The sequence below is a fragment of the Variovorax paradoxus genome, assembly GCF_009498455.1.
GTDB classification, from domain to species: Bacteria; Pseudomonadota; Gammaproteobacteria; order Burkholderiales; family Burkholderiaceae_C; genus Variovorax; species Variovorax paradoxus_H.
In genome coordinates, this window is sequence record NZ_CP045644.1 from 2934872 (window position 1) to 2947353 (window position 12482).

11 protein-coding genes are annotated in these 12482 nt (G+C 69.9%); 6 read left to right on the plus strand and 5 right to left on the minus strand.

Features of this window, described 5'->3' with window-relative positions:
• The 3 genes from GFK26_RS13435 to GFK26_RS13445 are packed head-to-tail and all read right to left on the minus strand — an operon-like array spanning nt 1 to nt 3324.
• Nucleotides 1-1362 carry an MmgE/PrpD family protein gene (locus GFK26_RS13435; protein WP_153282384.1) on the minus strand — a complete coding sequence of 454 codons (1362 nt, stop codon included), beginning with the start codon at nt 1360-1362 and terminating at the stop codon, nt 1-3.
• A 10-nt stretch (nt 1363-1372) separates the two neighbouring features.
• Nucleotides 1373-2536: an acyl-CoA dehydrogenase family protein gene (locus tag GFK26_RS13440; RefSeq protein ID WP_180839065.1), complete on the minus strand. Its 1164-nt coding sequence runs from the start codon at nt 2534-2536 to the stop codon at nt 1373-1375.
• Nucleotides 2537-2541: 5 nt separating this feature from the next.
• Complete coding sequence (locus tag GFK26_RS13445; protein WP_095949640.1) at nt 2542-3324, minus strand: citryl-CoA lyase; 783 nt, start codon at nt 3322-3324, stop codon at nt 2542-2544.
• A 144-nt stretch (nt 3325-3468) separates the two neighbouring features.
• Between GFK26_RS13445 and GFK26_RS13450 the strand changes: the two genes are divergently transcribed.
• The 5 genes from GFK26_RS13450 to GFK26_RS13470 all read left to right on the plus strand — a co-directional run bounded on the left by GFK26_RS13450 (nt 3469) and on the right by GFK26_RS13470 (nt 9502).
• Nucleotides 3469-5805: an acyl-CoA dehydrogenase gene (locus tag GFK26_RS13450; protein WP_153282385.1), complete on the plus strand. Its 2337-nt coding sequence runs from the start codon at nt 3469-3471 to the stop codon at nt 5803-5805.
• Nucleotides 5806-5849: 44 nt separating this feature from the next.
• A complete protein-coding gene (locus GFK26_RS13455; RefSeq protein WP_153282386.1) occupies nt 5850-6845 on the plus strand; it encodes a Bug family tripartite tricarboxylate transporter substrate binding protein in 996 nt (331 codons plus the stop codon).
• 3 nt (nt 6846-6848) lie between these two features.
• Entirely contained in the window at nt 6849-8357 is a 1509-nt protein-coding gene (locus GFK26_RS13460) for a class I adenylate-forming enzyme family protein (protein WP_153282387.1), read from the plus strand.
• Nucleotides 8358-8468: 111 nt separating this feature from the next.
• The gene (locus GFK26_RS13465; RefSeq protein WP_056572234.1) at nt 8469-8648 is read left to right on the plus strand and encodes a DUF3606 domain-containing protein; all 180 of its coding nucleotides are present in this window, start codon (nt 8469-8471) and stop codon (nt 8646-8648) included.
• A gap of 173 nt (nt 8649-8821) precedes the next feature.
• Nucleotides 8822-9502: a hypothetical protein gene (locus GFK26_RS13470; protein ID WP_153282388.1), complete on the plus strand. Its 681-nt coding sequence runs from the start codon at nt 8822-8824 to the stop codon at nt 9500-9502.
• On the opposite strand, the gene GFK26_RS13475 is transcribed toward GFK26_RS13470, so the two are convergent.
• Nucleotides 9448-10614, minus strand: coding sequence for a DNA topoisomerase IB (locus tag GFK26_RS13475; RefSeq protein WP_153282389.1), 1167 nt, complete (start codon nt 10612-10614; stop codon nt 9448-9450). The two genes, GFK26_RS13470 and GFK26_RS13475, sit on opposite strands and share 55 nt — an antisense overlap.
• A 111-nt stretch (nt 10615-10725) precedes the next feature.
• On the opposite strand from GFK26_RS13475, the gene GFK26_RS13480 reads away from it, so the two are divergent.
• Entirely contained in the window at nt 10726-11787 is a 1062-nt protein-coding gene (locus GFK26_RS13480) for a purine-nucleoside phosphorylase (protein ID WP_153282390.1), read from the plus strand.
• 6 nt (nt 11788-11793) lie between these two features.
• Here the strand turns inward: GFK26_RS13480 and GFK26_RS13485 are convergent, their stop codons facing one another.
• Nucleotides 11794-12477 (minus strand): TIGR02117 family protein, encoded by a 684-nt coding sequence (locus tag GFK26_RS13485; RefSeq protein WP_153282391.1) that lies wholly within the window; start codon nt 12475-12477, stop codon nt 11794-11796.
• Nucleotides 12478-12482: the final 5 nt, after the last annotated feature.

Here is a 12482-nt window from a genome sequence, read left to right on the forward strand (position 1 = left end):
TCAGCCGAGCCAGCGCCCCACGCGGGCCGTGTCGGCCAGCTGCCAGACGCGCTCGCACAGCGCCTTTGCTTCGTCGGCCGTCGCGCCTTCGCCGTAGTGCGCGAGGCGCTGCATCTTGTCCTCGATCTCGGCGCGGCTCAGGCTGTTGCCGGGGTCGCCCTTGGGCTCGTCGACGCGGCCAGTCAATGTGCGGCCGTCGGTGGTGTGCACGCTGACCTTGCCGATCCAGCGCGCGGGGTAGGCGGTGTCGACCTCGTCGTCGAGCGCCATCGTCACCTTCTCGCGGAAGGCCGAGACCTCGGGCGAGAGAAAGTCGCGGTCGAACTCGCCCAGGCCCGCGCGGCCGTGCACGGCGATGAGGCCCAGCACCGTGCCCATCGAGAACTTGCCCTGGTGCACCGTGGCTGGCACCGTCACGCGGCCCAGCACGTCGATGGCGCCTTGGTGCACATGGGTCGTGACCTGGGAAACATCCGCCGGCGTGAGCTGGTTCTGTTCCATCACCTGCAGCAGCGCGTCGGCGGCCGGGTGCGTGTGGCGACAAGAGGCGTGGTACTTGAACGAGGTTTCGGCCAGCGTCCAGCGCGTGCCCAGGCCGTCGGTGAGCTTCGCCGGATCGGCGTCGCTCGACATGCCCACGCCCAGCCCCTGCGCGCCTTCGAGGATTTTTGCCGCACCCGTGAATCCGTCCTGCGCGAGGTAGGCCGACATCAACCCGCTGGCCGCCGCGTGCGCGCAGTGCAGCTGTTTCGAATCGGCGGCGTCGCGCAAGAACTCCCACACACCGGCCGACTGCGTGCCGGCCGAGCCGAAGGCATGCAGCATCTGCTGCGACGACAGCTCGAGCAGCCGGCCCACCGCCGCGGCTGCTGCGAGCGTGCCCGCCGTCGCCGTGGTGTGGAAGGTGCGGTAGTGCGATCGGCCCAGGAACTCGCCGACGCGGATGCCGACCTCGTAGCCTGCGACCACGGCCGTCAGCAGCTGCGCGCCGCTGGCACCGATGCTCTGCGCCACGGCCAGTGCGGGTGCGATGACCACTGCGGCCGGGTGGAACACCGAGCCGTTGTGCACGTCGTCCTGCTCCACGTAGTGCGAGGCCGCCGCGTTGACCAGCGCTGCGAACAGCGGCGAGCTGGTGCGCCGCGAAGTGAGGATTTCGCTCGGCCCGTCAGCGGGGCCCATCATCTGCGCGAAGCGCTCGATGCTGCGTATCGGCCGCGCGGTGCGGGCCGCGAGCACCGAGCCGAGCCAGTCGAGCATCAGGTCCTCGGTGCGGCGCAGCACGGGCGCGGGAATGTCGGCGAACTTCAGCTCGGCGGCGAAGGTCGCGAGCACCTTGCTGGGGTGGTCGATGGCGTTCATGTGCAGTCCTTCAGAACGAGCGTGGCAAGCCGAGCATGTGTTCGGCGACATAGCTCAGGATCAGATTCGTCGAGATCGGCGCCACCTGGTACAGCCGCGTCTCGCGGAACTTGCGCTCGATGTCGTATTCGCACGCAAAGCCGAAGCCGCCGTGGAACTGCAGGCACGCATTGGCCGCCTCCCAGCTCGCCTTGGCCGCGAGGTACTTCGCCATGTTGGCCTGTGCGCCGCAGGGCTGGCGCGCGTCGAACAGGCGGCAGGCCTCGTAGCGCATCAGGTTGGCGGCCTCGGTCTCGATGAAGGCTTCGGCAATCGGAAACTGCACGCCCTGGTTCTGCCCGATGGGACGGCCGAACACCACGCGGTCCTTCGTGTAGGCCGTCACCTTGTCGATGAACCAGTAGCCGTCGCCGATGCACTCGGCGGCGATCAGCGTGCGCTCGGCATTGAGGCCATCGAGGATGTACTTGAAGCCCTGGCCTTCCTCGCCGATCAGGTTCTCGGCCGGGATCTCGAGGTTCTCGAAGAACAGCTCGTTGGTCTCGTGGTTCACCATGTTCAGGATGGGGCGCACGGTCATGCCCTTGCCGATGGCCTCGCGCAGGTCGACGATGAAGATCGACATGCCTTCCGATTTCTTCTTCACGTCCGCCAGCGGCGTGGTGCGCGCCAGCAAAATCATCAGGTCCGAATGCTGGATGCGCGAGATCCACACCTTCTGCCCGTTGATGACATAGCGGTCGCCCTTCTTCACGGCGGTGGTCTTGATCTTCGTGGTGTCGGTGCCGGTGGTCGGCTCGGTCACGCCCATCGACTGCAGGCGCAAGTCGCCGCTGGCGATCTTCGGCAGGTACTGGCGCTTCTGCGCCTCGCTGCCGTGGCGCAGCAGCGTGCCCATGTTGTACATCTGGCCGTGGCAGGCGCCCGAGTTGCCGCCGCAGCGGTTGATCTCTTCCATGATCACCGAGGCTTCGGTCAGGCCCAGCCCCGAGCCGCCGTATTCCTGCGGAATCAGTGCGGCCATCCAGCCGGCCTTGGTGAGTGCGTCGACGAACTCGGCGGGGTAGCCGCGCGCCTCGTCGACCTTGCGGAAGTACTCGTTGGGAAACTGCGCGCACAGGTCGCGCACGGCGTCGCGGATGTCGGGGAAACGGTTGTCGGTGGCGATCATCATGTGCTTCAGTCCTGGCGGGGGCCGCCTGCTTCTTTTTCGACGCGTTGCCAGATCTCGATGGCCATCGGGTCGTCGATCTCTTCGAGGATGTGGCCCACGAGGCCGATGGCGCGCGCCATCACGCCGAAGCCGCGAATGATCTTCCATGGAAAGCCGAACTCGGCGGCAATGGCGCCGATGGCACCGGTCGCGTTGATCGGCAGCGACTTGCCCGACACGCGCTCGGCCTCTTCCTGCACCGCCTGCATCAGCGCGACGTAGTGGCTGGAGAGGCCGTTCTCGGCCGCGATCTGGAACAGGCGCGGCGTGCGCGGGTCGATCGGCTTGTGCAGCGGATGGCCCAGCCCCGGCACGATGATCTTGCGCGCGCGGTGGTCGGCCACGATGTCCTTGGCCATGTCGGCCAGCGGACGACTCGGCTTCTCGCCGAAGGGAATGGCCTCGTAGAGCATCTTCGCGGCGCCTTCGGTGCTGCCCACGAACACGCTGCCCAGCCCGCACAGGCCGGCGGCCACGGCGGCCTGCAGGGCTTCGGGTGCGCCGGCGTAGGTGAGCCGAGCGGCCAGCGCGCTCGGCGTGACGCCGTGCTCCACCAGCGTGACGACGATGGCGTTGAAGGTCACGGATTCCTGCGGCGTCGGGATGCGGCCCGTCAGCTCCAGGAAGGCCATGTCGCCCAGGTTGAGGTGGCCGAGGATTTCCGAGGGCAGGTCGCGCCCGCGCACGGTGATCTTGTCGGGCGTGCTGTGGCCGAGGTCGGTGTGCAGGGATTTCTTGATCTTTGTCATGGCTGCAAATCTATCCCCGCGCGTGCGATCGGCCACTCAGTGATTGCCAAACCCTCCCTTCCGCAATTGCGAATGCCCTGCGGCGGGGTCTTCGGGCACGCTGCGACTCGTCATTGCAACGGAACAGAAAAGGCAGACAGCGCGATGGATTCCGACTCACTTTTGGCCGTGCGCGAAGCGGCGCTCGACTACTTCACCCGCAGCGGCGCCACCGCGCGGCGCCGTGCCCGCACCGAACGTCCGGAGGCCGACGAGGCGCAAGGTTGGGGCGAGATCGCGGCCCTCGGCTGGCCCGGCATGCTGGCGCCCGAAGCGGCCGGCGGCCTCGCGCTGGGGCTCGACGGCGCTGCAGAAATCCTGCGTGCGGCCGGCGAGCACGCAGCGCCCGAGCCGCTGTTGGCCGTCGCGGGCCTGAGCGCGCTGCTGCTGGCGCGGCTCGACTCGCCGGCGGCGCGTGCCTTGCTGGCCGAACTGGTCGCGGGCCGCAGCCTGCCCGCGCTGGCCTGGCAGGAAAGCGCCGGCGACCTCAGCGCCGTGCCGCTGGCCTGCGGCTGCGAAGCGCGCGCGGGTCATGTGGGCGGCGTTCTGTTGCAAGGCGACAAGCTCATGGTGCTGCCCGGCGCCGCCGCCAGCGGCTGGTTGGTGTCGGCGCGCGGCGAGGACGACGCCGTGCTGCTGTGGGTGCCGCGCGGCACAGAGGGCGTGAGCGAGACGCTCGTACCGCTGGTCGATGGCAGCCAGGCAGCGAACCTCCGCTTCGAAGAGGTCGTGCTGCCGGCCGACGCCGTGCTGGCCAGCGGGCCGGCCGCGCAGGAGGCCCTGCGCCAGGCGCTCGCCGCCGGACAAATCCTGCAGGCCGCCGAGCTGCTCGGCGCGGGGCAGGCGATGCTGGCGCAGACGCTGGCCTACCTTCGCACGCGCTCGCAGTTCGGCAAGCCCATCGGCAGCTTCCAGGCGCTGCAGCACCGCAGCGTCGACATGTTCATCCACCTCGAAGTGGCGCAGGCCACGCTCAACGAAGTGCTGGCGCTGGTGGGCGACGGCACGATGCCTTCTGACCGGCTCGAAGCCGAAGCCAGCCGCGTCAACGCGCGTTGCACGGCTGCTGCGTTGCAAGCGTCGCGCGCGGCGGTGCAGCTGCATGGGGCCATCGGCTACACGCAGGAGTGCGACCTGAGCCTGTTCTACAAGCGCGTGCTGTGCCTGTCGGCATGGCTGGGCAATGCCACGGCGCACCAGCGCCGCCATGCCGCGCTGACGGGCGAAGCCGAAGCTGCTGCGAGTGGTGCAGCGGCCTGGCATGGCGAGTTCCTGGCGCGCACCACCGACTGGTCCACGGTGCCCGAGGCCGAGTTCCGCCGCATGGTGCGTGGCTTCCTGCAGCAGCGGTATCCGGCGCAGTTGCGCTACCTCTCGCACCGCGCGCGCTGGAGCGAGATGCGCGACTGGTACCTCACGCTCTCGGCGCAGGGCTGGATCGCGCCGGCCTGGCCGCAGTCGCATGGCGGCATGGGTCTGCCGGCCGACAAGCTCATCGCCTGGATCGAAGAGCTGGAGCAGCACGGCGTGGCGCGCGCGCCCGACCAGGGCATCGTGATGATCGGGCCGCTGCTGATCCAGCACGGCACGCCCGAACAGCAGCAGCGCTTTCTGCCGCGGATCCTGAGCGGCGAGCACGTGTGGTGCCAGGGCTATTCGGAGCCCAATGCCGGCTCCGACCTGGCCGGCCTGCGCACCGAGGCGGTGGCGGGGCGCGATGCGCAGGGCGATCACTTCGTCGTCAACGGCCAGAAGATCTGGACCACGCTCGCACAAGATGCCAACCACATCTTCATGCTCGTGCGCACCGACAAGGGCGCGCGCAAGCAGGAAGGCATCAGCTTCCTGCTGTGCGACCTGCGCACGCCGGGCGTCACGGTGCGGCCCATTCACACGCTGGCGGGCGAGCCCGAGTTCTGCGAAGTGTTCTTCGACAACGTGCGCGTGCCGGCCGACCAGCTCGTGGGCCAGCTGCACGGCGGCTGGACGATCGCGAAGGCGCTGCTGGGCTTCGAGCGCATCTTCCTGGGCAGCCCCAAGCAGTCGCAGTACGCGCTGGGCCAGCTCGCGCGGCTCGGGCAGGCACGGCGGCTGTTTGCCGACCCGGTGTTTGCACAGCGCTTCGCGGCGCTGCGGCTCGACGTGCTCGACCTGTCGGCCGCGTACACGGACTTCGCCAACATCGTGCGCGCGGGCAAGCCGCTGCCCGCGTCGGTGTCACTGCTGAAGATCTGGGCCAGCGAGACGTACCACCGCATCGGCGCCTTGCTGGTCGAGGCCGGCGAAGAGCAGGGCGCGGTCGCAGGCGACCAGCTGCTCGACGGCCAGAGCTTCAACGTGCTCTCGCCGCTCATCGGCTCCACCGCCGCAATGATCTACGGCGGCACGAACGAGATCCAGCGCAACATCCTCGCGCGGCAAGTTTTGGACTTGCCGGCCTGAGCGATGTGAGCGACCGAAGACATACACAAAAGGAGACAACGCTCATGCAATCCCTCGACCTCTTTTCGCGCCGCCATCTCATGGCCGCGCTGGCGGGCAGCGCGGCGCTCGCTGCACTGCCGCACCGGGCCTTCGCGCAGCAGCAGCAGCCGCTGCCGCCGCTCATCAAGCTGGTGGTCGGCTATTCCGCCGGCGGGCCGGTGGACGGCGCCGCGCGCCTGCTTGCGCCCGCGCTGGGCCAGGAACTGGGCACGCAGGTGATCGTCGACAACCGGCCTGGCGCGGCCGGTTCGCTCGGCGGCAACGCCGTCGCCAAGGCGCCGCCCGATGGCGCGATGCTGTTCTTCGCCGCGAGCCCGACCATCACCATCAACCCGAACGTGCAGCGCAGCATGCCCTTCGATCCGATGAAGGACCTCACGCCCCTGGCGCCGCTGGTCGACTACACCAACGTGCTCGTGGTCAACAACGACCTGCCGGTGCGCAACGTGGGCGAGCTGCTGGCGTATGCGAAGGCCAAGCCCGGCAAGCTGTTCTACGGCTCGGCGGGCGTGGGCGCGTCCAACCACCTGTGCGGCGCACTGCTCGAGAAGATGAGCGGCCTGCAGCTCACGCACGTGCCGTACAAGGGCAGCGCGCCGGCGTTGGCCGACGTGATGGCCGGCACCGTGCCGATGATGTTCGACATCATCGCCACCTCGCGACCCTTCATCCAATCGGGCAAGCTGCGCGCGCTGGCCGTCACCTCGCGCCAGCGCAACCGCATGCTGCCCGACGTGCCGACCATGATCGAGTCGGGCGTGCCCGGCTACGACGTGGGCGGCTGGTTCGGCCTGTACGGCCCGGCGCGCATGGACCCGGCGCTGGTCGCGCGCGTGAATGCCGCGGCGCAGAAGATGCTGGCGCGCGAAGACATCGCGCACCGCCTGCGCGAGCAGGGCTACGACGTCTGGACGGGCGCACCGGAGGTGCTGGGCACCAAGGGCGTGTCGGACCGCAAGCTGTGGGCGAGCGCGTCCAAGGGCATCGAGGCGGAATAGCCGATGCAGCCCTCACGCATTCATCACCTGCTCGAAGACCGCGCCGCCCGCACGCCGGAGGCGGTGTTCCTGTACGAACTCGGCGGCACCACCACCTATGGCGCGCTGCAGGCCATGGTCGAGACCGCTGCGAACGACCTGCTCGCCGCCGGCGTGCGGCCCACCGACCGCGTGCTGCTGGTGGCCGAGAACTGCGCCGCCCACATCGCGCTGCTGCTGGCCTGCAGCCGTGTGGGCGCGTGGTCGTGCGGTGTCAACGCGCGCATGTCGCCGGGCGAGATCGCCGCCATTGCCGAGCGTGCCGACGCGCGGCTGTGCGCCTTCACCACCGATGCGTCCGATGCCGCGCGCACGCACGCGCAGCGCGCGTCGGCGGTACCGGCCACGCTGCCCGGCGTGATGTTCACCGCCGCGCGCGCCGACGCCCGCCCCGAGCCCGACGCGGCACTGGCCGATGCCGCCGCGATCATCTTCACGTCGGGCACCTCAGGCACGCCCAAGGGTGTGATGGTGTCGCACCGCGGGCTGCTGCACTTCGGCCGCGTGTCGGCGGCGGTGCGCGCGCTCGACACGCACGACCGCGTCTACGCCTTCCTGCCGATGACGCACATCTTCGGCATCGGCACCGTGTTGATGGCCGCGCTCACGGGCGGGGCCGCGCTGGTGCTGCGCGCCAGCTTCTCGCCGGCCGACATGCTCGAGGCGCTGGCGCACGGCCAGGTGTCGAACCTGCTCGGGCCGCCGACGATGTACGCGCGGCTGCTCGCGCACATCGAGGCGCAGCAACTGGCGCCGCGCTTTCCGAACCTGCGCTACGTGTACACGGGCTCCGCGCCGCTCGACCCGGCGCTCAAGCAGCGCGTGGAGCAGCGCTTCGGCCAGCCGCTGCACTACGGCTACGGGCTCTCGGAGTACGCGGGCTCGGTGTTCCTCACGCGCACCGAGGCGCCGCGCGCCGACACGTCGGCGGGCTACGTGGTCGAGGGCGGCGAGGGGCGCATCGTCACGGCCGAGGGCGCCGAAGCTGCACCAGGCGACACCGGCGAGATCTGGCTGCGCGGCCCGGGCCTGATGCTGGGCTACTTCCGCGACGCGGCCGCCACGGCGCAGGTGATGCGCCCGGGTGGCTGGTACGCCACCGGCGACCTCGGCCGGTTCGACGCCGACGGCGCGCTGTTCGTGGTCGGGCGGCTCAAGGAAATGATCATCCGCTCGGGCTTCAACGTGTACCCGGCCGAGGTCGAGGCGGTGATCGGCCGCTTTGCCGGCGTGCACCTGTGCGCCGTGGTCGGCGTGCCCGAGGCCGACGGCAACGAGCAGATCGTCGCGTTCGTCGAGCTGAACCCGGGCGCGTCGCTCGACGAGGCGGCCTTGCGCGCGCACCTGGCCGAGCACCTGTCGCCTTACAAGCGGCCGGCGCGCATCGAGGTGATCGACGCGATGCCGACCACGGCCAACGGCAAGCTGCTCAAGCGGGAGTTGCAGGCGCGGGCGCGCGCTGCCATGTCCTGAAGCGCATCGGCACGCGCTTCGGACTTTTCCTGCACGGGCGCGCGCCCGTGTCCTCTAACGGAGGGCGCGATCGGGTGCCATGGTGAAAGCATCTACCGAGGAGATCTTTCCATGGCCGATGACCTGAGCAAGCGCGGACCGCAGGATGCGAGCCGCATCAACGTCAATGAACTCCACGAGGTCCGCTACTGGACCCAGACGCTGGGCGTCACCGAGGCGCAGCTGCGCTCGGCCGTCGCGGCGGCGGGGGTCGAGGTGAAGGACGTGCGCGCGTACCTCGGCAAGCCCTGAGCGCATGGCGGCGCACATCGCAGGACGGGCGTAGGCAGGCTCCTACAGCCGCGGCGCGGAGCGGGCACGATACTCGTGGGCTTGTTTCCCGCCATCAGGAATCTTCCCTTGACCGTGTGTCCTGCCGCCTCCCGCCTTGCGGGCCGCGTGCCCTTGCGGGCCGCCGCACCGCAATGAAGTCCTCGCCCAGCGCCCGCAGCTGGATCGCCGCCGGCGTTCGCCACGAGCTGCTCACGCGCGCGCTGCCGGCGCTTCGCCACGACATGACCGCGCCCGTCTCGGTGATCCGCATGGCGGTGCTGATGCTCAAGCGCCAGGTGGCGGCCGATCCCGTCGATGGCGCCGCCTGCGAAGAGCGCGTGAACCTCATCGACAGCCAGGTGTCCGAACTGGTCGGCGCGATCCGCTCGCTGCGCGACTGGGAGCTGGCCACCACCGACGACGGCGTCACGCGCAGCGCGCTGGTCGCGCAATGCATGACGCTGATGCGCTCGGCCTTCGACCTGCACGGCGTGACGCTCGAAGTCGACGAAGCACTCGCTGCCCCGCAGGCCGACGAGCCCCGCTGGCCCAATGCCGCCGCGCTGCGCTACCTGTTTCTCGGCGCGCTGGGCTACCTGCACGACGGCGTGGACGAAGCCGGCACGATCCGCATCGAAGCCGACGGCACCGACGCGCTGCGCCTGCACGCGCAGCTGCGCGCGCCGGGTGGCGCCAGCGCGGTGCTCGATGCACACCGTGCACCGCGCGCCCTGGCCATCGATCCCGTGGCATTGCAGAACCTGGCCGAAGACCTCGGCTATGCCGTGGTGCTCGACGCCGACACCGTGCGCTTCGCCCTCGCGGCCGGCTGAGCCGGGCGGCGTTTCGCGCGCAGGAAGGCGAGCAATCGCCGCTCCGCCGCGATCAGTCCGCGCGCCGGACCAGTGGTCGCCGCGCGCGCCGCGATCTTCTCCAGCAGCGTGCCGGTGACCGCCGTGTCGTCCTCGCGTGCGAGTGTCTCGCCCAAGGCCAGCACGGCGGGATGCACGTACGCCTTCTTGCAGACCGCCGGCGTGTTGCCGAGCTGCCGCGCGACGGCCGCGAGGATGTCCCTTGCGCCGGGTCGGCGCTCTTCGCCTTCCCACGCGCAGGCCAGCCGCGTGAGTTCCAGCGCCTGCACCGTGCCGTGCCAGGTGCGGAAGTCCTTGGCGGTGAAGCGCTCGCCGTCGCCGCTGTCGGTGGCTTCGGCGATGTAGTCGTTCACGTCGTTGGACGACACGCCGCGCACCTCGCCCGCCTCGTCCGTGTACTGGAACAGCGCCTGCCCCGGCAGCTGCTGGCACTGGCGCACCACGTGGGCCACGCGCGGGTCGTCGATGCGCGCCTCGTGCGCCACGCCGCTCTTGCCGCGAAAGCGCAGCCGCAGCGCCGAGCCCTGCACCGCCGCGTGGCGATTGCGCAGCGTGGTGAGGCCGAACGATCCGTTGCTGCTCGCGTAGGCCTCGTTGCCCACCCGCAGCAAGGTGGTGTCGAGCAGCCGCACCAGCGTGGCGATGACCTGCGCACGCCCGGGGGTCTTCGTGCCGGCGCGCAGGTCGCGCGCCACGCGCGCACGCAAGCGGGGCAGGGCGCGCCCGAAGGCTTCGAGGCGCTCGAACTTGGTGCCGTCCTGCAGCGCGCGCCAGTCGGGGTGGTAGCGGTATTGCAGCCGGCCGCGCGCATCCAGGCCCGTGGCCTGCAGGTGGCCATGGGGCAGCGGGCAGATCCACACCTCGGTGTAGGCCGGCGGAATCGCCAGGCTGCGGATGCGCGCGAGCGTGTCGGCGTCGCGCACCCAGCGGCCTTGTGCGTCGCGGTAGCGAAAGCTGTCGCCCCACTTCAGGCGGCGGATGCCCGGCATGCCGGGGTTCACGTAGACCAGGCCACCGGCCAGGAGTTGGGCAGACGCCGGGGCGGGCCGGCATGGGGTTTGCATCGAAGGCATGACCAAGTGCTTGTGCCAGCATCGACAATCGCGCGGTGTAGGACGCCGCATGCTCACGCTGTTACCGGGGCGCGCTTTTCCTTCCTTCTTTCTTCTCTTCGGATTCCATCCATGTCCCTCCTGAACTCCCGCCGCATCACCCGGGGCTCCCGCGGTCTGGCGCTGTGCGGCGCCGTGTTGCTCGCCACCGCCTGCGCCTCCCATGCGCCCACCGCCGACACCCGCGCAGCCGCAGCCACCGGTGCGCCCGTCAAGGTGAAGGTGTTCGTCGCCGCCATGTTCGAGATCGGCCAGAACACCGGCGACCGCGCCGGCGAGTTCCAGCACTGGTACGAGCGCTACTGGAAGGGCGCCAAGCCCATGGCCGTGCCCGGCGCGCTGCAGCCCGTGTACTGCAACACCGACGGCGTGTGCGGCGCGGTGCTCGGCATGGGCAAGGTCAACTCGTCGTCGTCGATGCAGGCCATCCTGCTGAACCCGCAGTTCGACTTCTCGCAGGCCTACTACGTGATCTCCGGCGTGGCCGGCACGCCGCCCCAGCGCGGCACCATCGGCGAGGTGAGCTGGGCCACCTGGCTCGTCGACTACGACCTCGGCCACCGCTGGGCGCCCGAAGAGAACAAGCCCGGCGAACCCACCTTCATGCCGCGCAAGGGCTACGAGGAGTACCGCCGCTTCAAGCTCAACCCCGACCTCGTCGGCTGGGCCATGAAGCTGTCGGCCGACACGCCGCTGAAAGACTCGGAGTCGGCCCGCAAGTACCGACTGCGTTATTCCGACGCGGCCGCACGCCGCGCGCCCTTCGTAGGCACCGGCACGCACATGACGGGCGACACCTTCTTCCACGGCCCCGGCATGTCGAAGCAGGCGCAATACATCGCGAAGCTGTACGGCGCCGACGACTACGTGATCACCGAAATGGAAGCCGCCGCCATCACCCTCGTGATCAAGCGCACCCACGGCACCGACCGCGTGATGAGCCTGCGCGGCGCGGTCAACTTCGACCAGGGCAACCCGAAGGAAACCACGCTGCAGCACCTGGACCCGGCACCGGGCGAAACGGCGGGCGGCTTTGCCGAGACGGTGGAGAACATCGCGCTGGTGGGCACGCGCGTGGCCGATCACATCGTGAAGAACTGGCCCACGTGGTCGGCGGGCGTGCCCAAGCCCTGAAGACCGTCAGCGCTGCGGCACCGGCTGAAGGTGCCACGTCACGTTGAAGTCGAACGGCGTCCATCGGCTCACCGTGACGCCCGCCTGGCGCAGGCCGCGGCCGGTCCAGGTGTTGCAGGTCTCGAACAGGTGATAGCTGCCTTTTGCTTCGTAGAAGGCATCGTCGCTCGCGTAGTGCGCGCCCGCGATCGGCACCGCGCGGCCTGAGGGAAGCGTGGCGCGCACATGGGCCACGATCTGCGCGTACTGCGCCTGCGAGAGCGGCAGCTTGTAGGCCCCGCGCCGCAGCTGCGCGCGCTGCAGGTAGGTCACGTGCAGCAGCGAGCGGTTGCCGCCCGACAGCGCCCCGAAGGCGCGCGCCGCCGTGAGGTCGGCCCAGGTCGGCGTGTGCAGGTAGAACTCGCGGTCGCCCCAGCCGATGGCAACGAACTCGGCATCGGGCGGCGGCGCCTTGAAGTCGGACCGCGGAAAGAGCTGCTGCCAGTCGATAGTGGCCGAACGCACCGGAAACACCAGGTCGGTGTGCACGCCGTTGCTCAGCACCCAGGCCTCGACGGTCGCAGGCTCGGCCGGTGGTTTCGCGTTCGCCGGTAAGAAGACCAGCGCGCAAGCCACCGCCACGTACAGCGTGATCGCGAGCAGCAGCCCCAGCAGGGTGAATGCAATGCGCAGCAGCCAGCGTCGGATCATCGGGC